This window comes from Chryseobacterium sp. c4a (assembly GCF_009900745.1).
Classification (GTDB): domain Bacteria; phylum Bacteroidota; class Bacteroidia; order Flavobacteriales; family Weeksellaceae; genus Chryseobacterium.
Map to the genome: position 1 here is coordinate 103,538 of NZ_WXVU01000004.1, position 20,379 is coordinate 123,916.

23 protein-coding genes are annotated in these 20,379 nt (G+C 34.5%); 8 read left to right on the plus strand and 15 right to left on the minus strand.

The annotated features are described in order from the left end of the window. The first annotated feature begins 1 nt into the window (after position 1). From GTR01_RS07870 to GTR01_RS07880, 3 genes are all read left to right on the plus strand, one after another. Positions 2-835 carry a type 1 glutamine amidotransferase gene (locus GTR01_RS07870; RefSeq protein WP_160137304.1) on the plus strand — a complete coding sequence of 278 codons (834 nt, stop codon included), beginning with the start codon at positions 2-4 and terminating at the stop codon, positions 833-835. Between the two features lie 208 nt (positions 836-1,043). Beyond that, entirely contained in the window at positions 1,044-2,228 is a 1,185-nt protein-coding gene (locus GTR01_RS07875; RefSeq protein ID WP_160137305.1) for a hypothetical protein, read from the plus strand. Between the two features lie 169 nt (positions 2,229-2,397). After that, positions 2,398-2,889 carry a MepB family protein gene (locus GTR01_RS07880; protein ID WP_185155107.1) on the plus strand — a complete coding sequence of 164 codons (492 nt, stop codon included), beginning with the start codon at positions 2,398-2,400 and terminating at the stop codon, positions 2,887-2,889. 219 nt (positions 2,890-3,108) lie between these two features. Here the strand turns inward: GTR01_RS07880 and cphA are convergent, their stop codons facing one another. Further along, positions 3,109-5,739 (minus strand): cyanophycin synthetase, encoded by a 2,631-nt coding sequence (cphA, locus tag GTR01_RS07885; RefSeq protein WP_160137306.1) that lies wholly within the window; start codon positions 5,737-5,739, stop codon positions 3,109-3,111. A 197-nt stretch (positions 5,740-5,936) separates the two neighbouring features. Here cphA and GTR01_RS07890 point away from each other — a divergent pair, with 197 nt between their 5' ends. The 3 genes from GTR01_RS07890 to GTR01_RS07900 all read left to right on the plus strand — a co-directional run bounded on the left by GTR01_RS07890 (position 5,937) and on the right by GTR01_RS07900 (position 8,325). Then, positions 5,937-6,827 (plus strand): cyanophycinase, encoded by an 891-nt coding sequence (locus tag GTR01_RS07890; protein WP_160137307.1) that lies wholly within the window; start codon positions 5,937-5,939, stop codon positions 6,825-6,827. 317 nt (positions 6,828-7,144) lie between these two features. Further along, entirely contained in the window at positions 7,145-7,987 is an 843-nt protein-coding gene (locus GTR01_RS07895) for an isoaspartyl peptidase/L-asparaginase (RefSeq protein ID WP_160137308.1), read from the plus strand. Between the two features lie 101 nt (positions 7,988-8,088). Continuing rightward, positions 8,089-8,325: a YtxH domain-containing protein gene (locus tag GTR01_RS07900; RefSeq protein ID WP_160137309.1), complete on the plus strand. Its 237-nt coding sequence runs from the start codon at positions 8,089-8,091 to the stop codon at positions 8,323-8,325. A gap of 96 nt (positions 8,326-8,421) precedes the next feature. Here GTR01_RS07900 and GTR01_RS07905 read toward each other — a convergent pair whose 3' ends face one another. The 7 genes from GTR01_RS07905 to GTR01_RS07935 form a co-directional block, all read right to left on the minus strand. Further along, a complete protein-coding gene (locus GTR01_RS07905; RefSeq protein WP_160137310.1) occupies positions 8,422-9,159 on the minus strand; it encodes a hypothetical protein in 738 nt (245 codons plus the stop codon). Next, positions 9,156-9,686, minus strand: a complete 531-nt coding sequence (locus GTR01_RS07910; protein WP_160137450.1) for a PH domain-containing protein — start codon at positions 9,684-9,686, stop codon at positions 9,156-9,158. Before GTR01_RS07910 ends, GTR01_RS07905 begins: the two co-directional genes overlap by 4 nt. 86 nt (positions 9,687-9,772) lie before the next feature. Next, positions 9,773-9,967: a leucine-rich repeat domain-containing protein gene (locus tag GTR01_RS24880; protein WP_160137451.1), complete on the minus strand. Its 195-nt coding sequence runs from the start codon at positions 9,965-9,967 to the stop codon at positions 9,773-9,775. A gap of 12 nt (positions 9,968-9,979) precedes the next feature. Next, the gene (locus GTR01_RS07920) at positions 9,980-10,624 is read right to left on the minus strand and encodes a GNAT family N-acetyltransferase (protein WP_160137311.1); all 645 of its coding nucleotides are present in this window, start codon (positions 10,622-10,624) and stop codon (positions 9,980-9,982) included. A 19-nt stretch (positions 10,625-10,643) separates the two neighbouring features. Next, the gene (locus GTR01_RS07925; protein WP_160137312.1) at positions 10,644-11,501 is read right to left on the minus strand and encodes a PH domain-containing protein; all 858 of its coding nucleotides are present in this window, start codon (positions 11,499-11,501) and stop codon (positions 10,644-10,646) included. 11 nt (positions 11,502-11,512) lie between these two features. Then, positions 11,513-12,382 carry a PH domain-containing protein gene (locus GTR01_RS24575; protein ID WP_228452181.1) on the minus strand — a complete coding sequence of 290 codons (870 nt, stop codon included), beginning with the start codon at positions 12,380-12,382 and terminating at the stop codon, positions 11,513-11,515. Between the two features lie 130 nt (positions 12,383-12,512). Further along, positions 12,513-13,376 carry a PH domain-containing protein gene (locus GTR01_RS07935; protein WP_160137453.1) on the minus strand — a complete coding sequence of 288 codons (864 nt, stop codon included), beginning with the start codon at positions 13,374-13,376 and terminating at the stop codon, positions 12,513-12,515. Between the two features lie 206 nt (positions 13,377-13,582). Between GTR01_RS07935 and GTR01_RS07940 the strand changes: the two genes are divergently transcribed. Continuing rightward, positions 13,583-14,548, plus strand: coding sequence for a dimethylarginine dimethylaminohydrolase family protein (locus GTR01_RS07940; RefSeq protein WP_160137313.1), 966 nt, complete (start codon positions 13,583-13,585; stop codon positions 14,546-14,548). A gap of 85 nt (positions 14,549-14,633) precedes the next feature. On the opposite strand, the gene GTR01_RS07945 is transcribed toward GTR01_RS07940, so the two are convergent. The 7 genes from GTR01_RS07945 to GTR01_RS07975 all read right to left on the minus strand — a co-directional run bounded on the left by GTR01_RS07945 (position 14,634) and on the right by GTR01_RS07975 (position 19,541). Further along, entirely contained in the window at positions 14,634-15,125 is a 492-nt protein-coding gene (locus GTR01_RS07945; RefSeq protein WP_160137454.1) for an SHOCT domain-containing protein, read from the minus strand. A 19-nt stretch (positions 15,126-15,144) separates the two neighbouring features. Then, positions 15,145-15,708: a PH domain-containing protein gene (locus GTR01_RS07950; protein WP_160137314.1), complete on the minus strand. Its 564-nt coding sequence runs from the start codon at positions 15,706-15,708 to the stop codon at positions 15,145-15,147. Between the two features lie 136 nt (positions 15,709-15,844). Further along, a complete protein-coding gene (locus GTR01_RS07955) occupies positions 15,845-16,576 on the minus strand; it encodes an SHOCT domain-containing protein (protein WP_160137455.1) in 732 nt (243 codons plus the stop codon). A gap of 15 nt (positions 16,577-16,591) precedes the next feature. Continuing rightward, positions 16,592-17,959 (minus strand): histidine--tRNA ligase, encoded by a 1,368-nt coding sequence (hisS, locus tag GTR01_RS07960; protein WP_160137315.1) that lies wholly within the window; start codon positions 17,957-17,959, stop codon positions 16,592-16,594. 100 nt (positions 17,960-18,059) lie between these two features. Further along, a complete protein-coding gene (locus GTR01_RS07965; protein WP_160137316.1) occupies positions 18,060-18,602 on the minus strand; it encodes a hypothetical protein in 543 nt (180 codons plus the stop codon). A gap of 137 nt (positions 18,603-18,739) precedes the next feature. Beyond that, positions 18,740-19,195 (minus strand): HRDC domain-containing protein, encoded by a 456-nt coding sequence (locus GTR01_RS07970; protein WP_228452182.1) that lies wholly within the window; start codon positions 19,193-19,195, stop codon positions 18,740-18,742. 13 nt (positions 19,196-19,208) lie between these two features. After that, positions 19,209-19,541, minus strand: coding sequence for a single-stranded DNA-binding protein (locus GTR01_RS07975; protein ID WP_123856123.1), 333 nt, complete (start codon positions 19,539-19,541; stop codon positions 19,209-19,211). A gap of 327 nt (positions 19,542-19,868) precedes the next feature. On the opposite strand from GTR01_RS07975, the gene GTR01_RS07980 reads away from it, so the two are divergent. Next, the gene (locus GTR01_RS07980) at positions 19,869-20,225 is read left to right on the plus strand and encodes a helix-turn-helix domain-containing protein (protein WP_160137317.1); all 357 of its coding nucleotides are present in this window, start codon (positions 19,869-19,871) and stop codon (positions 20,223-20,225) included. Positions 20,226-20,379: the final 154 nt, after the last annotated feature.

Consider the following 20,379-nt stretch of genomic DNA (forward strand, 5'->3'; position numbering starts at 1 on the left):
AATGAAAGATATTCGAATTGCTCTGCTGGACATGAACAACAATCATGTCAATCAAGGCTTTAGAAACATTAAAGAAATTTCTGAAACGTTTCAGCAGAACTCTGAAGAAAATGTAATTATCAAGACATTTGATGTGAGGTTTAAAGATGAAATGCCGGAGATTGGAGACTTTGATATTTTTATTTCTTCAGGTGGCCCCGGTACTCCACATCGTGAAGGTTTCGAGTGGGAGGACAGGTTTGCCCATTTTTTAGATTCTGTTTTTGAACACAATAAATACAACGAAGATAAAAAGTATCTTTTTTTGATTTGTCATTCATTTCAACTGGCAAGCATTCATTGGAAATTAGGAAATATCTGTAAAAGAAAGTCTTATTCTTTTGGAGTAATGCCAGTACACAAAACTAAGGAAGGCAGAGACGAATTTTTATTTAAAAATCTTCAAGATCCTTTTTACGCAGTAGACTCCAGAGCTTATCAGTTCATTGAACCTGATCATGAGCGCTTTGAAGAATTAGGAATGACAGTGATGGCAATTGAAAAATTCCGTCCTCATATCAATCTGGAAAGAGCGGTTATGGCGGTTCGTTTTTCTGATGAAATCTTCGGAACTCAGTTTCATCCGGAAGCAAGCCCTGAAGCTCTAATAGAAAATCTTAAAGACGATAAAAACAGAGAAGCTATGATTGAAAACTTCGGAATGGAGAAATATCTTGAAACGATGGACAGAATAGATGATGAAGATAAAATCATCCTAACCAGAAACCAGATTCTTCCAAGATTTCTTCAGTTCGCAAAAAAAAACATTTTGAAAGAAGTTGAATCTTTGGCTTAGAAAGGCGGGAAGCTGGAAGAAGGAGGCCGGAAGTTACTCATAGTAATTAAACTTCTTTTCAACTTTTGATTGTAATTAGATACTCAGTAAAATTGATCTTATTTTAAAGTATTGGCTTCAAAAACTTCCCTCTTCCAGTTTCTAACTTCCATCTTATAAAACATCGGGCATTACTGCTCGATTTTTTTAACATCACAAAAGAAAAAATATGATCCCAAAATACAGAAAACAGTTTAATCAGGAGTTTTCAGATGAAAAATACAAGAACCTGAAGGACATTTTACAACAAAAAGGAGGTGTAGAGCCAGGCTTCAGAATCTCAGAAAGCCCTATTTTTCTTACTAAAGAATTTGAAGGCAAATTACTCGATGCCACTGAAAGTATTATCGCCCAGATTAAAGCCCTTCCTGTAGAAACCCTTCAAAAAGCAGTTCCTGATAATTGCAAAGTTCCCAACGATACAAATCAACCTCACTTTTTTACCATCGATTTTGGGGTTTGCAAAAGTGAAAATGGAGAAATAGAGCCGCAACTTATAGAGCTGCAAGCATTCCCTTCTTTATATGCATTCCAGAAAGTCTATGAAGAAACCTACTGTGAAGTTTACCCTTTTCTTTCAGAGATCAAAAATGCTATGCCTCATGAAACCTTTAAAAACCACTTGAAGGAACTTATTGTAGGGGATGAAAATCCAGAGAATGTAGTTCTTCTAGAAATTTTCCCTGAAAAGCAGAAAACAGCTATTGATTTTGCCCTGACAGAAAAATTACTAGGTATTAAAACAATATGCCTGACAAAAGTAAAGAAAGAAGGCAAAAAACTCTACTATGAGAATAATGGTAAGCTTACGCAGATTAAAAGGATCTACAATCGGGTTATTTTTGATGAACTGGACAATATTCCTGATCTGAATACAGAATTTGATTTCCGTGAGGATGTGGATGTAAAGTGGATCACCCATCCAAACTGGTTCTTTAAAATTTCCAAATTTCTTTTACCTTTATTAAAACATCAGTTTGTACCCAAAAGTTATTTTCTGCATGAGTTTCCGGAAAATGAAAATCTTGAAGATTTTGTATTAAAACCTTTGTTTTCATTTGCGGGAAGCGGAGTTAATTTAAACCCTACCAAAGAGATAACAAATTCTATCCAGGATAAAGAAAACTATATTCTGCAGAGAAAAGTATACTACGAACCTATTTTTGAAGATATTAACGGAGATTTTTCAAAAGCTGAGATCCGTTTGTTGTATATTTGGCGGGAAAACGACGAACGTCCTATTTTATTGGAAAACCTCGGAAGAATGACCAAAGCAGCAATGGTAAATGTGGATTTCAATAAAAAAGATGCGATCTGGATAGGGAGTTCAAATGCTTTTTTTGGGGAAGGATAAATGTGAGAAATTGAAGACGGTACCTTATTAAACCACCCCGTCAAAAATTCAAAAAATTTTTGTCCCCCCTCCAGCGGAGGGGAATATAGCCACATACATTGAATAGTTAGTTATCCTGACAAATTACTATGTATTTGGCAACCAACTTTAAACCTTAAACATTGAACTCTTGAATTTAGAAACCATTGAAAAACAGCTGTTTCATCCGCTCGGATTGAGCTGTTCAAATATTGAAGAAGACTTAGAATGCAGGGAATATTCAGGTTTTAATTTTAATTTAAATGAACAGAATATCAAATTCAGAATTTCTAAAATAACACCCACTAAAACCGGTCAATTTGTAACGATCTGGAAAAGAAATAAAAAAGGAGAAACAGTTCCGTTTGATATCATTGACAATATTGATTTTTATCTTATTGCATCTTTTAAAGACAGTCTTTCAGGCATATTTATCTTCCCTAAGAAGATTTTATTAGAAAAAGGAGTTCTGTCTAATGAGAAAAAGATAGGGAAACGGGGAATAAGAGTGTATCCAACCTGGGATAAAACAGAAAGCAAACAGGCTCAGAAAACGCAAGCCTGGCAGACTCAATACTTTCTGGAGTTTTCTAAAAATCACGAGGAAACGCTTCAACGAGCTAAACTATTACTGAAAATTTAAATAATTTGAGATACTTCATCGAAATAAAGCTCTATTAATCTAACTTCATATCAAAAAAATATTGACTCTCGCAGATTTTGCGGATTAAGCAGATTAATAAATTATATAATAAGAATCTGCGTTATCTGCGAGAGATTATAAATAAAAAATCATTAGAATTTACAAAAATGGCTGTACTTTGAAGCACAGCCATTTTCTTCATTTTAAATCTTCGATTTTTTACAAATTTTTATCATCTTCCAGCAGCTCTCTTGCCTGATATTCCTGAACAAGATCAATAGCATTGGAAATAACATCACTTAGAGCTGTAATGAATGTACCTTCTTCAGCCATTCCAATAGCATGCTTCAATGCTTCAATTTCTTTAGGAATAATCTCATAGCTGACATCTTTCCCTGAAGCCTGCATTCCTTCTATAATCAATCCATTGATTTCTTCCTCGGTTCTTCCTCTCAGATGTTTTTCATTTCGGATAATGATATGATCAAACATTCTTCCTGCAATTTTCCCACACTCTCTGATATCGTTATCTCTTCTGTCTCCAACGCCGGAAATAATTCCTATTTTCTTTGTGGATTCAACATTTCTCAGATAATCCTCAATCGCTTCATATCCGGATGGATTGTGAGCAAAGTCGATCAGCACTTTAAAGCTTTTGAACTTAAAGACATTTAATCTTCCAGGAGTAAGCTGTGCACTTGGGATAAAAGTTCTCAACGAATTAGAGATATCCTCAATCCCAAATCCATGGAGATAGCTGGCTAAACTGGCAGCCAAAACATTTTCGATCATGAATCTAGCCTTCCCTTCCATCGTAATAGGAAAATCTTTTGCTTTCCCTATTCTGATTTTCCAATCTCCTTTTTTAATGGTTACAAATCCTTCTTCATACACACAAGTGATTCTGCCTTCTTTAGCAAACTTTACAATATGGGGATTGTTTTCATCCATACTGAAAATAGCAACATTACAATCAAGGTCTCTCACTATTTTCATGGAATATTCATTATCAGCGTTCAATACGCTCCAGCCGGTTTTCTTTACACTATCCAACACAACCCGCTTTACTTTGGTAAGATCTTTTAAACTGTAAATATCATTCATTCCCAAATGATCCTCCTCAATATTGGTCAGAACTCCGATATCACACTGGGAAAATCCTAATCCTGAACGAAGAATTCCGCCTCTTGCCGTTTCAAGAACCGCAAATTCTACAGTAGGGTCTTTTAAAATAAACTCTGCTGAAATCGGCCCTGTAGTGTCTCCTTTTGACAGCATTGTATTTTGAATATAAATCCCATCTGAGGTGGTAAATCCTACTCTATAGCCATTACTTTTTACAATATGTGAAATCAATCTTGTAGTCGTTGTTTTACCGTTTGTACCGGTAACAGCAATAATCGGAATAGTAAAAGGTTTCCCTTGTGGATACAACATATCGACTACCGGAGCAGCAACATTTCTTGGCAATCCTTCACTTGGTGCCAGGTGCATTCTGAATCCGGGTGCGGCATTAACTTCTATAATTGCTCCACCACTTTCTTTCAAAGGCTGGGTTAAGTTTTCAGCCATAATATCAATACCACAAACATCAAGACCTATAATTTTAGAGATTCTTTCTGCCATTGTGATATTTTCCGGGTGTACCATATCGGTAACATCTATTGATGTCCCTCCCGTAGAAAGGTTTGCTGTTGATTTCAGGTACACGATCTCACCTCTTTGCGGAATCGTTTCCAAAGTATACTGAAGCTTTTCAAGCAATTCTAATGTATCTTTATCTATGGCAATTTCAGTAAGAACATTCTCATGCCCATACCCTCTTCTTGGGTCTCTATTTTCTTTATCAATCAACTCTTGAATATTTAGATCCCCATCTCCAACAATATGAGCGGGAACTCTTCTGGCAGCAGCAACCATTTTATTATCAATCACCAATACCCTAAAATCATATCCTGTAATGTATTTTTCAACGATCACTTTTCTGGAATATTTTTGAGCATGTTCTAAACCTATTTTAGCAGCCTCCCAGTCATTCACATTAATGGAAGACCCTTTTCCATGGTTCCCATCCAAAGGTTTTAAAACAATAGGATATCCTATTTTTTTGATGACATTATTCAGATCTTCCTCATCTACTATCAGATCTCCTATTGGCACTGGAATAGCCGCATCATGAAGCATCCTTTTAGTCAACTCTTTATTGCAGGCAATATCTACAGCAATAGAGCTTGTTTTTCCTGTAATTGTAGCCTGAAAACGCTGTTGGTTTACGCCATACCCAAGCTGTACCAAAGAGTTTGTACCCAATCTGATCCATGGTATTTTTCTGGAAACGGCTTCTTCTACAATACTTCCTGTAGATGGCCCCAGACGCACACGCTCTCTGATCTCTTTCAGTTTATGAATACAAGCTTGCAGATCATACTCTTTTCCTTCAATTAATGCTTCTGCAATCTTTACCGCTTCCTCAGCAGCATAAATTCCTACATTTTCTTCAAGATAATTGAATACTACATTATATACTCCCGGAGTCTTTGTTTCGCGGGTTCTTCCAAACCCCACGTCCATTCCTGCCAAGGTCTGTATTTCCAGGGCAATATGCTCAATGACATGTCCCATCCAGGTTCCTGTTTCCACTCTATGGAAAAATCCACCCTCCACTCCTTCGGAGCATCTGTGGGTAATCAATGAAGGGATCATTTCCTCAATTCTTTCCCTGAATCCATCAATTTTATTAGTAGGATAATTCTCCATTTCTTCAAGGTCCAACCTCATCTGTATCAGCTTCTTTCTTCTGATACTCCAGATATTAGGACCACGCAGTGCCTGAATCTTTTCGATTTTCATAGTCTATTGGCATTTTAACAGTTAACGATAACTTATTTTACAATCAAATATAATATAAAACCCTAAACAAAACCATACCCCAATTGAAGATTTACTAAAAAAGAATTAAATTTAATTAACATTTATAAAACATTAAAAATCAACTAAAGATGGCACGAATTTCGCCAATCATGTTAATTATTTTTTAATTTTGTACCATGACGAAACCTGTTGGAAAATTAATAGTTATCGGAGGAGCTGTAAACAAGGGAAGTTTTGCAGAAACCGATTATGATCAAAATATTGAAAAGAATCTTAATTTTTTTGAGCGTGGCATTTTGCGAAAGATTATCAGCGAATCAAAATACAAGGAAGATTCTATTATTGAAATCGTAACTACGGCCTCCCAGATTCCTCAAATTGTAGGTTCTGAATACAAAAAAGCTTTTGAATTCTTAGGTGCTAAAAATGTAAATATTCTTGATATTCATAACCGTGAAGAAGCAAATTCTGATGCAATGGTTGCAAGGGCAAATGCTGCAGATGTTATGATGTTTACCGGAGGTGACCAATTAAGACTTACGTCTATCTTAGGAGGAACAAGATTTCACGATACTGTTTTATTAAAATATCAAGAACAGGACTTTATTTACTCCGGAACTTCTGCCGGTGCTGCTGCTGCCTCTGAAAACATGATCTATCAGGGAAGCAGCTCTGAAGCCCTATTAAAGGGAGAAATTAAAACAACACAAGGTTTAGGGTTGATTGATAATGTAATTATTGATACCCATTTTGTGCAGCGAGGCAGAATAGGCCGCCTTTTCCAGGCTGTAGTAAATAACCCTAGAACTTTAGGAATAGGACTTGGAGAAGATACAGGTCTTTTCATTCATAATGATGTAATGACTGCTGTAGGTTCAGGGCTTGTAATTTTAGTAGACGGAAGATTCATTAAAGATACCAACCTTACGAATATTAATCTTGGAGAACCTATTTCTATTGATAATTTAACGGTTCATGTGATGTCTATGAATGATCATTACGATCTTACCACCAAAACTCTTACGATTGAAAACTCACAATTCAATCCCATTCCACAGGATAAGTAGATTAACTTATATAATTATACAAACGGGATTTCGGTTCCGTTTTTTTATTTTTCTAATTCACGCATTTGATCACAGCAGACGATACAATAAGTTTTGGCTAAAGCCAATGGAATATTTACAATTTATTAAGGTGGGCTAAAGCCCACCCCTATTGATGTTGATATCCGCATGAATATGTACACAGATAAAAGTTGTTTAACGACAAGATCTTTTATCTTTTATCTTTTATCTTTTATCTTTTATCTTTTATCTTTTATCTTTTATCTTTTATCTTTTATCTTTTATCTTCGTAAAAATTATTCATCAACTCTTATTCTATGAAAATCATTATCCACGGCGGCTTTTTCTCAGAGAGTGATCAAAGTCATGAAGTAAAAACAGCCAAACAAAATTCTTTAAAGGAAATTGCTGAAAGGGCATTTCAATATCTCCAGACTCATTCTGCCTTTGATTCGGTAGCTTATGCTGTTTCTCTACTGGAAGACGATCCTTTGTACAATGCAGGAATCGGATCTCAGATTCAGAGTGACGGTGTCATTCGGATGAGTGCTGCCATTATGGATGGTGAAACCCAGAAATTAAGTGGTGTTATCAATATCCAGGATGTTAAAAATCCCATTTTTGTAGCTAAAGATCTTATTGGTGAAGATGATAGGGTTTTGGGCGGAAATGGAGCAAAACGTTACGCAACAGAACACGGATTCGAGAACTTTTCTACAGAAATTCCACAAAGAAGAAAAGAATATGAAGCTAAACTTACTAATGGTGGGAAAGGCACTGTAGGCTGTGTAGCCATTGATAAAGATGGGAAATTAGCGGTAGCTACTTCTACAGGAGGAAAAGGTTTTGAAATTCCGGGAAGAATTTCAGACTCTGCCACTGTGGCCGGAAATTATGCCAACGCATTCTGTGCAGTAAGCTGTACAGGTGTAGGAGAAGATATTGTAAGCAATGCTACTGCCACAAAAATTGTAACCCGTGTAACAGATGGGATGAGCCTTGAAACAGCGTTCAGTAAAACTTTTGACGAACTCAAAACCATTGATGGATTTGCAGGAGCCATTGCAATAGACAAAGAGGGAAATATGTATCATCAGGACTCTTACCCCACTATGGTTTTCGCTAGTTTTGACGGCAAAAATTTCGATATCTTTTCTTAATTTTAACATTATTTTATAATTCTGCTTAATTTTTTGGCACGTATTTTACATATACATTAATAACAAATTTTAATATTAATATCTTTTAAAAAATAGAAATCATGGGAAACAAAACAAAAGGTTTATTAGCTTTACTAGGATTAGGTGCTTTAGCTTATTGGAAATATAAAAATGCAAGTCCTGAAGATCAGCAGGCTGTAAAGGATAAACTTAATACAGCCAAAGATAATTTTAACAAATGGGGAAATGACCTTAAAAACAAAGCCAATGACGTTGCTTCCCAGGTTCAAAATAAAGTAGACGAGGTAAAAACAAAAGCTGAAGACTCTTTAAACTAAAAACAGACAGTAGTTTTTTTTAACATTCATATATAGAAAAAGTCATCGTAGTAGTTTGCGATGACTTTTTGTTTTAGAATTCAGAAAATGTATTTTTTAATTTCCCTGAATAATATAATTTTTTTCGATTAACTTTCTTTCAGATTTATTGGAATCATCCGGCTGAAACCAAACTTCAATCCGGCTTCCATAATAGTCGCCCCAATCTCCTTCTTTCACCTGAAAATCATTATTACCACCTGAAAACTCTTTTAGTTCATCATTGGGATTAAAAACAGGCATCATAGATTGTTTTTTAATTTGTTTTTCAGAAAGAATCCTGTTGGTATTAAAATCATATACTTTTAAATACACCTTACCTTTTTCTGTTTTATTGAGGAACACATCATATTTATAAGATCCCGGTTGTAAGTAATCATAAATCAGAACATCAGGCTGTGTAACTTCTACAAGTTCTTTTTCATCTACATGTATTTTCAAAGGCATTGAAAATTTTGCATTCTTTGGATTTTTAATATCATTATTATAAGGCTTATAAAGGCTCTTAGGTGGATAATAAGCGAACAGACAACTCAAAACAGTCAATACAATAAGGCTTAAAAAACATTGCCAAAGACCATTTTTAAACTCATCTTTCTTAAACATCCTTGAAATTCCCAATATAAAACTTAAAACTGCTATCAGAAATGGTGTAGAGGAGAGAAAGTACCATGTAAAGCTGCGAACCGGTAGAATCAGGATCATAAACCAACAAAAAATACCTATAAATAATGTAATTATAGAGGTAAAATACCACCTCCAGTTTAATGCTCTAAAAACAACTTCTTTTATCATAATTTGTCTATAATTTTTTTCTTTTGCTCATTGAATTCTTCTTCACTCAAAATTCCGCTTGCTTTTAATCTTCCCAATTGTTCCAACTGATCCAAAGTACTGGGTTCGGATTTATGCTGAGTATATCCTTCAGGACGGGACATAAAATCTCTTACCTTTTCACAAAAAAGTTTGGCTTCATATTTTCCCACTCCATCAATCTCAACCAGATCATCTGAAACCTGAATATCTATGGAAGCCAGCATTACTTCAGTCTCATATTGTATTGAACTTATTTTCGTATAGGAGTAATCTTCTACCGTTAATCCATACATAAATTCCTTATCTACAAAGATCAGCCTTCTGTCTGTAGCAACCAAAATGATATGATGTTTGTTTATTTTATTTCGCCCTTCAACGAGGTAAACAATTTTTTCTTCTGCTGAAAGAATCTCCGGCAGAGCATGAATCTCTTTTCTGGCAAAAATAGTAGGATTAATATCCAGTTTATCGAGTTCTTCTTTTATTTCGTCAAGTCTTGATCCCATTGTTATCGTTTTATAAGTCTAAATTACTATTTTGTTTAAGTATTGATCTCTAAACAATTTTACATAGTTATTTCCTGAAAAAATAGTTACCGATAAATCTCTTTTTCTACAACCGAAGTACGGGGCAGCAGCTTCTTTATTTTTAAAATATTTTCAGGAGATATCTTATTTCCCCAAATCGTTAGAACTTCTAAATTTTTCAGTTTATCTATTCCGGGAAGGATGTCCTCCAGCTGATTATTTTCGAGTTGTAAAGTCTCCAGGCTTTCTATTTTATAAATCTCTGATAATGCTTAATGATCTTCTCCAGGAATTACAATAGAGGTATGCAAAGCATATACTTCCCAACCCAAGTTTTCATACAATAGCTTTCCTTCTTCTGTAGCAACCAAAAGATTATTGGAAAATCCTTTTGATAAGGCTATTTTCTCCAGTTCTTTCAATAGAAATGAGGCAAGTCCTTTTCTCTGATGATTTACTTCGGTAATAATTCTGTCATAAACAGCCACATCATCTATCAAAGAAACACGCCCAATTGAAGCCTGTTCTCCATTTTCTGCTACAATTCTGACAACAAATGTTGTATTGTATTCTGAAAATTCCAAATGATATCCGTCTGCCAAACTGATTTCGGAGAAAATCATCGGATGAAAACAGGTCATCAAATACCCTTGCGCCTGGAGTTGCCATTTTTCAGGAATACTTTCTATAAACTGATCCGGAGAGGTACTTACTTTGAGATAAACCCAAGGTTCATCAATTGACTGGGTAAGCTGATAAAAATCTTCATTAAGGTCAGGAAACACGTATCGTTCTTTTTGTTTTGCATCTCCCACGAACACATGAAATCCGGATTTATACTCGGTTGGAAAAGGCACTTCTCTTGACAAGCACCATCCTTTAAGCCAGCTTTTTACAATTTCTATTTTATCTTTCATGGTCAGGTTTTGGAAGTTTTTATTTCAATTGTCCTAACAATTTTCTTTTTTGCTCTGTAAACTCAGCATCGGTAAGAATTCCATTTTCTCTTAATTTACCCAATTTCTCCAATTGTTCAAGAATTTCAAGGGAAGGAATTGTATTAGTAACTTCTGTATTCGCATTTACAGGACTTACCTCTTGATGAGGTTTCTGCACTGGATTATTATAGATAGGACTTATAATACCATAGAATTTTTCGGCATCCTCTTTATCCATGAAACATTCAAACTCTACTACTCTTTCGTCAAGATGGAGCTTGATAATGGGAGATCTCGGATCTATTACAAAGCTTACAGACCTGATCGTTTCATTAGGATAATCATTTATTTTAGCTGTTCCAAACATTGCTTTCGAAACAGAGATTATTCTTTTGGAGGTTGCCACAAGCACTCCTGCAGCCAGTGTATTGACAAACTGAGCATCTGTAATCCCTATGATCTTCTCTTCCTCGGAAATCAGATAAGGAAGTTCTTTAATTTCACCTTTAGTAAATACAGAAAGGTTGGCATTCAGTCTTTCCAATTCTGTTTTTATCTTCTGCTTTCTTCTTTTGTATATATCCTTCGATATATTTTGTGGCTCTTCGTCTATGGCTATAGGAAGATTTTCTTGTGTTACAGCAGGTGCATTCGGCTCTGGATTTTTATTCTGGATGATTCGATGAATATCATCAATATTGAATTGATTAAGGTTATACAATACTTCCTGATTGATATAACTTATTTTATCCAGACATTTATTACATAATACACCGCCATCTGAAAGCTTATTTTCGCCCAGAAGCTTATCCATTGAGGTTAGCTCTGTATTACACAACGAACAAGTATTATTCATTTTTTTATTTTTTATAGTTTATTCAACAGTTTTTTCTTCTGTTCTGTAAATTCTTCTTCCGTTAAAATTCCGTTTTCTCTTAGCTTTCCTAGTTTTTCGAGCTTATCAAAAACTGTTGAAGGATCTTCTTTCTGTAATGATACTGGATGAGCTGAATGCTGTTTTACTCTTTTTTCGGGAATATTGATGTAATTTTTTATCGTTTCATAAAAAAGCTTTGCTGATTCTTTGTTATCAAGCACAATATTAGCTTTCACATTGGATGAGGTATTTATATAAATTTTCAGCAAGGAAGTCCCATCTCCCGAACCATATAATACATTGGTAATAGTATGATATACAAATTCATCTTTATTTATATTTCCAAAAATTCTTTTGTATATAAAGATCATTCTACGTTGCGTTGCTACCAGAACTCCCTCATTATTTTCCTGCATATAACTCCCTTTCTCTATTGCCAGAATCCTTTCGTCCTGATCCAGAATTTTCTCCAATTCCCTAATCTGATTACCCAAAGAAGCATTGAGATTGGAATTTAGAGTAGCTATCTGTTCTTTGATTTCATCTGATCTTGTTGGCTTCGGTTTATCAATGGTAAACTGAACAGTATGAGAAAATGTCATGGTAGTACGGGATGTTGTAGTTTCTACTACAGGTTCTTCCACAACTTCTTCCGTTTCTTCGATGCTTGCACTCCATACCAGATCTCTTATCTCAATAAGACTATAGTTGATCAGGCTGTTCACCAGATCACTATTAACAGCGGTTGCCTTATTCAGACATTTATTACATAAGATTCCGCCATCTGACAGCTTATTCTCTCCCAAAACGGTATCCATGATTGTTAATGGAGTTACGCAAAGAGCACAACTTGTGTTCATTCTTGTTTTATGTTTAAAAGTTTTTACATCAAAATAGTTAACAATACTGTTCTATTTTGTATCAAATCTTATTTTAAATTATGATCCATTTATCATTAACTCATTTAAAATCAACAAAATTTGTTACATTTTAAAGTCTTTCTAATAATTTTGCTTTCTGCACCGAGAATTCTTCTTCACTTAAAACGCCCATCTGTCTTAGTTTTCCAAGCTTTTCCAGTTGCTCAAAAATATCTTCCGATGAACTCTTTGGAGTATTGGATGGATTTTGAGGTGCAGGGCTAGGAGTATTTTGATAGAATGACTGTGGTTGTACTGGTTGCTGAACTGTTTGTCTTTCAGGTTGTCTGATCTGCCCGTTCACACTATCACAGAATGATCTTCCATCACCTTTATTATGGAGTTTAAACTCAACAGTACCTCCTCTTGTATTGACTCTTAAAACCGAATATAAAAGATTTTCAACCTGATCCAGAGAGACAATGTCTTTATGGGTATATTCGTTTTTCACCACTCCACCCAGAAACTTTTTGTCCATGAAGATCACTCTCCATTGGGTTGAAAAAATAATTCCTTCTCTGTTATTACGAAGATTGATACATTCTGCAATCGCAATCAATCGTTCATTAGGATCCAAAACTTTATCCAGTTCATTTACTTCTTCATTGGCTAAAACACTCAATCTCGCTTTTAGCGCTACGATCTGGTCTTTTATTTCATCTAGTCTTGTGGGAGCATCATATTCATAGTTTCCCGTTCCCAACGATGGAGAACTTCCTGGACTCTGGCTTGCATCAATTTTACTTTTAAGGAACATTCCTGTGATTTCAGCAAAATAAAACTGATGCAGGTTATTGATAAGACCTCTGTTGATCGTAATAGCTTTATTAAAACATTCAGTACACAAATAACCGCCGTCTGCAAGTTTATTTTTTCCAACAAGCATATCCGTAGATGTCAGCGGAGTTCCGCACAATGCACAAATAGTATTCATCTGGTTTTTAATTTTTATATTGTATTGGCTAAAACAGTTTTTAGTCTGTTTTTGTTCTCTTAGCCCAAATTACAAATTCTGATTCTATATTTACCCTCAAAAATATTCAAATCTTCTCGTTTTTCAGGTATTTTTTTCCACTGTTCTTAAAATTAACCTATCTTAACAGGTAATTTACTTCTATTCTGATTGAAAAAAAGAATTCTATGATTTTTGTTGAAAATGAATTTGCTCCGTTAAAAAAGGTTGTATTAGCACAGTCTGAATTTGGTTATCCCAAAGAACCTCGTCCCGAAGACCTCCGATTTCTCACTAAAGAAGCCGTTCAGGAAAACTTTGATAACAGAGGGAAAGATCACGCTGAAGTATTTCCAGAGCTTCAAAAGCAATGGGAACAGGAAAGAACAAACTTAAAAGAAACTCTTGAAAAATATGGTGTTGAAATACTTCGTCCCCGTAAACTTACCTTTGCGGAAAAGGAAGCAGTAGGAACAGCAGGATATTCCAACTTTTTTGTAAGAGATCCATTTTTTACGATAGGAAGCTTTGTTATTGAGTCTTCACTCAGATTTCTGCATCGAAGAAATGAAGTTTTCCCAGTACGTGATCTATTTCTTCAGGAAGTATATCCACAGGACTGTTCTTATATTGCCGTTCCACAACCTGAAATTGCAGATGCGGAAGATAAAACCTTGGGAAAAGGCCCGTTTTTGGAAGGTGGAGATGTGTTGATTCTTGGGAAGCAGATTTTCGTCGGAAACTCAGGTCTGGCATCTAATACCTTAGGAATTCTATGGCTGAGAAAACTTTTAACACCACAGGGATATTCTGTAGAAGAAGTGAAACTTCATCCGGATATTTTACATCTTGACTGTGCTCTTGGATTGGTAAAAAATGGTTTGATGATTATTTGTGAAGATGCTTTTTTAGAAGGAATTCCTGCGGCATTAATGAGCTGGCAGAAAATTCATGTCACTCTTCATGAAGCCATGAATCTTGCTACTAATGGACTTCCTGTCTCTCCGGAAGTTTACATCACAGATCCAGCTTTTAAGCATATTGGTGAACAAATTGAGCAACATGATATTAAAGTAGAATATATTGATTTCTCTATAAGCAGAAGTTTTGGCGGTTCTTTCCGATGCAGTACTCAACCTCTTTCAAGATACTAAAAGAAATAAAAAAGGCTCAAGATGTTATATCCTGAGCCTTTTTCGTTTACTATAGAAACCAACCGGTACAGTTAGTTTACAACATTTATAATTTATTCAGAAGTTTCTGTTTTTGTTCGGTAAATTCTTCTTGGGTGAGAATTCCGTTATCTTTCAGTTGTCCAAGCCTCTCTAAAAGTTCAAAAATAGAATCTTTAGAAATCTCTACAACCTCCTCTCCTTTCAGAAAAGTATTAACCGTCTTACAAAACTGATCTGCAAAATAAGGATCACTCTTTTCAAACATATATTTCTGTTCTTCTGTAGCCAATTCAATAATTTTCTGAGAAGTCACATATTGTATCAGCGTAATTTTTTCATGTGGAATGGCTTCTATAAAGTCTAAACCAAAACCTTTAAAAATAATACGATGATCTGTTGAAAAAAGAAGACCAGCCGTTCCATCAAGCAACCCATCTACGATATGAATAATTTTCTCATCTTCCATCAGAATATCCGAAAGCTCTTCAATATCTTCTGATGCCCACGATAATAAATCCGAATTAATATATTTGATCTGATACTTTATATTTTGCATAATGAAATTATCGGAAATATTATATTTTACTAAATAGTTTAGCTTTTTCTTTTGAGAACTCCTTCTCTGTCAGGATATTAGTCTGCCTCAATTTTCCAAGCCTTTCTACGAGATCAAAAATTGCACTGACTTCAGTGGTATCTATCTTCAAAGAATTATTGATAAGCTGATTCACAGCTTCACAAAAGGGTAATCCATACTGAGGATAGTCCAGTTCAATTTCAATTACCTTTTGGGGAATAACCACTGTCATTATGTTATTTAAGGAAGAAAAATCAATTGAAATAATATTTCCAAGGGCAATCACTTCTTTAAATATAATCTCATCAGCTCCAGCATCAATGAAAATCAACCTTTTATCTGTAGAAACAAAGGTTCCATATCCCCGTTGATTGTGTTTTCCAAAAATAATATGAATAAGTTTTTCTTGTTGAATGACTTCAAAAAGATTCCATAAAGCAGATCCTGAATAATCAGAAAGACTTGGGTTAATTTTGAATATATCAGTTTTAAGCTGACGAACATCCAGCTCTTTCTTTAATAATCTTTTGACTTGATGTATACTGAATTGATTACTGTTCAAAGAGAATCCATTGTATATTCTATCTAATTTAGATTTACAATCACTGCAAATTTCAATATTATCTAAGAGTATTTCAGGACTAAGGGAGATGTTATTTTTGCAAATGGCACAACTACTCATTTTTAATTATGTGTTTTTAAAGTTGTACTAATATTTTTTTCTTTTGCTCTGCAAATTCTTCATCAGTAATCAACCCGTTCTGCCTTAAACTGCCCAGCCTTTCCAAAATATCAAAAAGCGATGGCTCGTTATTATTTTGGATGGGCTGAGATTCAGTCAGTTTTTTATCTTTAAAAAGCTTTATTTGTTCTTCTATTTTAGCTAAACACTTTTCAGGTTCATGAAGAACTTCTAAAAAGTTAAAAATATTTTCAGAAGTGGTTATTTTTATGTGATTAACTGGTTCAATTAAATCTACAGAAATTACTTCATCGTAATCAATTATTTCAGGAAGGCTAATCTTTGAATCTGCTCCCACAAACAAAAGTCTTCGCTCAGTTGCAAGCAAAACACCGGAATGATTGTTATATACTGCATTTGATGCATGTATAATATTTTCATCATCCAAAAGAGCATTAAATAATTTCTTAATTGCTGGTTTCTGAGATAAATGAACAAAATATTTTCCCTCAAGCTGATCACTAAACTTTTCAAACCTTATTCCTTTCGCCAGTAGTTCCTGAATTTGAAAAGAACTATAGTTTTGAAATGATCCGGTATGAAAAACATCCATAATTTTGAGGATATCACGTGTTTTTACACCACAGTTATTGCATAGATAAGTATTATCTGCCAACTCTTCTATTGCAGAAAAAAAGCCGGATACGTTTTTTAGTGGAACTAAACAACCTATACAATTTACCATCATGAAGTTTTTATGTTTCTACCCTAAAAACTCATTCAAAGAAACAGTCTTCTGCTCTCCAGCTTCAAGGTCTTTAAAGGTAACTGTACCATTTTTAATTTCTTCTTCGCCTAAGAAAACTAGGTTTTTAATTCCTTTTTTCTCAGCGTAAGTAAATTGCTTATTAATTTTGGCATTCTCGGGATATAGTTCTGCGGAAATTCCTTTTGCTCTCAACTGCATAATCAGTTTCAAAGCTTCTGTAGTTTCTTCGCCTCCGAAATTAGCGAAAAGGTATTCTATTTTAGAAGAAGCTTCTTCAGGGAAAAGGTTCAATTCTTCCATTACCAGATAAATTCTGTCTAGTCCGAATGAAATACCAATTCCAGGGATATTCTTCACTCCAAATACTTCCGTAAGGTTGTCATATCTACCGCCGCCGCCAATAGAACCCATTGCTACCTCATCTGCTTTCACCTCGAAGATGGCTCCTGTATAATAATCAAGACCTCTTGCCAAAGTAATATTGAATACAAGATTTTGCATATCAACACCAAGATTCAGAGATTGTGTAAGAACAAATTCTAATTCTTCTACTCCTTTCAATCCAATCTCATTGCCTGCGAATTTTTCTTTCAACTGAAGAAGGTTTTCCAGCGCATCATCAGACTGGCTGAATAAGAAATCTAGTTTATCAATTGATTCTTGAGCGATTTCTCTTTCTAATAATTCTTTAACTACGCCTTCTTTTCCAATTTTATCCAGCTTATCCAGAGCTACTGTAAAGTCGATCAGTTTATCAGTAATTCCTGCATATTCAGCTAATCCGGAAAGGATTTTTCTGTTATTCATGTGAATCGTCACAGGAACTTTCAGATCGGCAAATGATTTTAAGTATAATTGTACCAAATCTACTTCCTGTAATAAGCTTTCACTTCCTACTACGTCTGCATCACACTGGTAAAATTCTCTGTATCTTCCTTTCTGAGGTCTGTCTGCTCTCCATACCGGCTGGATCTGGAAACGTTTGAATGGGAATGTCAATTTCCCATGATTCATGGCTACAAATCTTGCAAAAGGTACGGTAAGGTCATAACGAAGAGCTTTATCAGTTAAACTTTCTGAACTAAAAGGCTTTTCCAATGCTCTCTGAAAATCGTTAAGCATTTGATGTTTTTTATCATCTTTTGCCTCATTAATGCTTGAATTCAGAATTTTAAAAATCAAGCGATCACCTTCTTCTCCGTACTTTCCTGTTAGGGTAGAAAGATTTTCAAAGCTTGGTGTTTCCAATGGTTGAAATCCAAATAATTCAAAATTATTCTGTAGAATATTGATGATATATTTTCTTCTGGAAACTTCCTGTGCCGTAAAATCTCTCGTTCCTTTTGCTAAACTTGGCTTCATTTATTGTATGTCATTTTGATAGATACAAAAGTACGGAATTACAAGGACTTTACACAGTATAAAAATCTAAGGAAACCGGAATTAAAACAGATACAAACATTTAGCTTATGTTTGGAATCGAAAAAAATGTTCCCTGTACCCAATCAGTGTTGCAGGTAACAGTAGCATACCCATTACTATTTACATTGAAGGTAAGGATATATGTTGATCCTCCTGCACTGATTCTTAAACTTGTAGCATTATTAGCAGTGACAGTTACATTTGGAGAAGATGATAATACTGTAAATCCAGAGCCTACTTCATAAAAAACAGAAAAGGTAAAATTAGTAGATGCCAGAGCCAATCTTCCGGTAAAGTCTAATTTTGTAGATTTTGCACCTACAAGAATGTTATTCCATGTCATATGTCCTTTTGTAATCAATCCAGAAGAGTACATTGCATCAAGCGGGGTACTTCCCTGAATATTTCCATTAGCGTCTGAAGTAATCATTTTTGTTACATTTGGCGCAACCTGATTAGGAATTGTTCTTACTCGTAGTTCTCCATTCACATCCAATGATTTGGTTGGAGTTGTTGTATTGACACCTACCTGAGAATAGGCAGAAAGAGACAACAAAGTTGTCATCAAAAAGTAAAGTTTCATTTGTGTGCTTTTTATATTTTAAATTAACGTATCATCAAATATGATGCCTGATTTTACTCAAATCATCAACACAAAAAAACCGAAAAAAAAATAATTTTCTTCGGTTTTTAAAATCAGATAATTATTATTCTAAAAAATCAAACATTTTCAAGGATTTCAAGGATTTCCTCACCATAATTTTCAATTTTATGTTTTCCAAATCCTTTGATTTCCAGCAGCTCTTCTTTTTTGGCAGGCTTGTACTTAGCTACAGATATCAGCTCTTTATTGCTTGCGATGAAGTAGCTTGGCAAATTCTGTTCTCGGGCTTTTTCTGATCTCCAAAGTTTCAGAGCATCCAGAATCTTTTGTTCATCGGAATTTAGCAAATCATTTTCTGCAGAATATTTAATAACCTTTGGTTCTTTTACTGTATTTTTCACCAATTTAGCTTCTTCGAAATACAGGATCACAGACCAATAACATTCATCATTTACAAAAGCAGTTTCCACTTTTATAATCTCGTTTCCTTCCAGAAAATCATCCAGAGCTTTCTGATCTTTGTAGAGAAACTCCTCAGGAAGCCTGATCTTAAAAACTTTTACTTTCATCATTTGAGTTTTAGAATTATTTACCTCCTAACAAAAGGATCTCGTCTACTCTAATTTCCGTAATGTAACGCTTTACACCATCCTTATCGTCATAAGACCTGTATGTAAGCTTACCTTCAATCGCAATTTCTTTTCCTTTAGGGACATACTTTTCCATAATTTCTGCAACTTTCCCGAAAGCAATCAGATTGTGCCATTGCGTCTCTTCTACCTTTTCACCTTTAGCGTTTGTGTAATGATCGCTTGTAGCTAAAGATACGTTTGCTTTAACATTCCCGTTTTCGAAGTTTACCATTTCAACTTCTTTACCTGTGTAACCAATTAATGTTACTTTGTTTCTTAGTGACATAACGTTTAGATTTTAATGATTAATATTTCAGATAAGAGACGTTCACTGTTTTCTCAAATCTCTGTTGCAAAGTTGCAGATCTCACCAAAAGTCAGTCGGTTATAAACTATTTAAATTCGTTTGTAGTCGTTTGCGATCGGATAATGAAAATTAAAAAAGTGTTGGAATTTTCATTTTTCATGGTAAAAAATATTGGAATAGTTTTAAAATAAAAAGAAATAATATGAACTCACTCAGGAAAAATAGATTTTATTTTTGTTGATAAAAATTTTAAAAACCTCTCTATTTTATACATTATTTTTTTGCAAATTTGTAAAAACATCTAACATGCAAAAAGAAAAACTACGTACGGTAAGAAAGAGAAAAGGTTATACTCAACAGCAAGTTGCTGATGCTATTGCTACAGATGTTTCAAATTATAGCAGAAAAGAAAGCGGAACTGTAAAAATTATACAAGCTGAATGGGATAAACTGGCAAAGTTTCTTGAGGTGCCAGTGGAGGAAATTTATGAAGAGGAAGAAGTAAAAGTAGTTATTGAAAACCCTGTTTTTAATGATCATGCACAAGGTAATCTGGGGAGCAATAATACTATCAATAATGAACTAAGTATAGAAATCATTAAGAATCTACAGGAATACATTAGCTTGCTAAAAGAAGAAATCAATAAGCTGAAAAATAAATAGTAACCGACTTTCTTCAAACCATATATAAATCAGGATAGATTATTTTCTATTCTGATTTTTTTTACCCACGAATGCACGAATTCTTTTTATTCGTGCATTCGTGGCCATATTATTTAGATTTAAATTATTTTTGCAGTCTGTTCTATACAAAGAA

What these genes read in the sequence shown, in the direction of transcription:
- GTR01_RS07870 (WP_160137304.1), top strand. Translation starts at nt 2, where the DNA reads ATGAAAGATATTCGAATTGCTCTGCTGGACATGAACAACAATCATGTC.
- GTR01_RS07875 (WP_160137305.1), top strand. Translation starts at nt 1,044, where the DNA reads ATGATCCCAAAATACAGAAAACAGTTTAATCAGGAGTTTTCAGATGAA.
- cphA (WP_160137306.1), bottom strand. Translation starts at nt 5,739, where the DNA reads ATGAAAATCGAAAAGATTCAGGCACTGCGTGGTCCTAATATCTGGAGT.
- GTR01_RS07890 (WP_160137307.1), top strand. Translation starts at nt 5,937, where the DNA reads ATGACGAAACCTGTTGGAAAATTAATAGTTATCGGAGGAGCTGTAAAC.
- GTR01_RS07895 (WP_160137308.1), top strand. Translation starts at nt 7,145, where the DNA reads ATGAAAATCATTATCCACGGCGGCTTTTTCTCAGAGAGTGATCAAAGT.
- GTR01_RS07900 (WP_160137309.1), top strand. Translation starts at nt 8,089, where the DNA reads ATGGGAAACAAAACAAAAGGTTTATTAGCTTTACTAGGATTAGGTGCT.
- GTR01_RS07905 (WP_160137310.1), bottom strand. Translation starts at nt 9,159, where the DNA reads ATGATAAAAGAAGTTGTTTTTAGAGCATTAAACTGGAGGTGGTATTTT.
- GTR01_RS07910 (WP_160137450.1), bottom strand. Translation starts at nt 9,686, where the DNA reads ATGGGATCAAGACTTGACGAAATAAAAGAAGAACTCGATAAACTGGAT.
- GTR01_RS07920 (WP_160137311.1), bottom strand. Translation starts at nt 10,624, where the DNA reads ATGAAAGATAAAATAGAAATTGTAAAAAGCTGGCTTAAAGGATGGTGC.
- GTR01_RS07925 (WP_160137312.1), bottom strand. Translation starts at nt 11,501, where the DNA reads ATGAATAATACTTGTTCGTTGTGTAATACAGAGCTAACCTCAATGGAT.
- GTR01_RS24575 (WP_228452181.1), bottom strand. Translation starts at nt 12,382, where the DNA reads ATGAACACAAGTTGTGCTCTTTGCGTAACTCCATTAACAATCATGGAT.
- GTR01_RS07935 (WP_160137453.1), bottom strand. Translation starts at nt 13,376, where the DNA reads ATGAATACTATTTGTGCATTGTGCGGAACTCCGCTGACATCTACGGAT.
- GTR01_RS07940 (WP_160137313.1), top strand. Translation starts at nt 13,583, where the DNA reads ATGATTTTTGTTGAAAATGAATTTGCTCCGTTAAAAAAGGTTGTATTA.
- GTR01_RS07945 (WP_160137454.1), bottom strand. Translation starts at nt 15,125, where the DNA reads ATGCAAAATATAAAGTATCAGATCAAATATATTAATTCGGATTTATTA.
- GTR01_RS07955 (WP_160137455.1), bottom strand. Translation starts at nt 16,576, where the DNA reads ATGATGGTAAATTGTATAGGTTGTTTAGTTCCACTAAAAAACGTATCC.
- hisS (WP_160137315.1), bottom strand. Translation starts at nt 17,959, where the DNA reads ATGAAGCCAAGTTTAGCAAAAGGAACGAGAGATTTTACGGCACAGGAA.
- GTR01_RS07965 (WP_160137316.1), bottom strand. Translation starts at nt 18,602, where the DNA reads ATGAAACTTTACTTTTTGATGACAACTTTGTTGTCTCTTTCTGCCTAT.
- GTR01_RS07970 (WP_228452182.1), bottom strand. Translation starts at nt 19,195, where the DNA reads ATGATGAAAGTAAAAGTTTTTAAGATCAGGCTTCCTGAGGAGTTTCTC.
- GTR01_RS07975 (WP_123856123.1), bottom strand. Translation starts at nt 19,541, where the DNA reads ATGTCACTAAGAAACAAAGTAACATTAATTGGTTACACAGGTAAAGAA.
- GTR01_RS07980 (WP_160137317.1), top strand. Translation starts at nt 19,869, where the DNA reads ATGCAAAAAGAAAAACTACGTACGGTAAGAAAGAGAAAAGGTTATACT.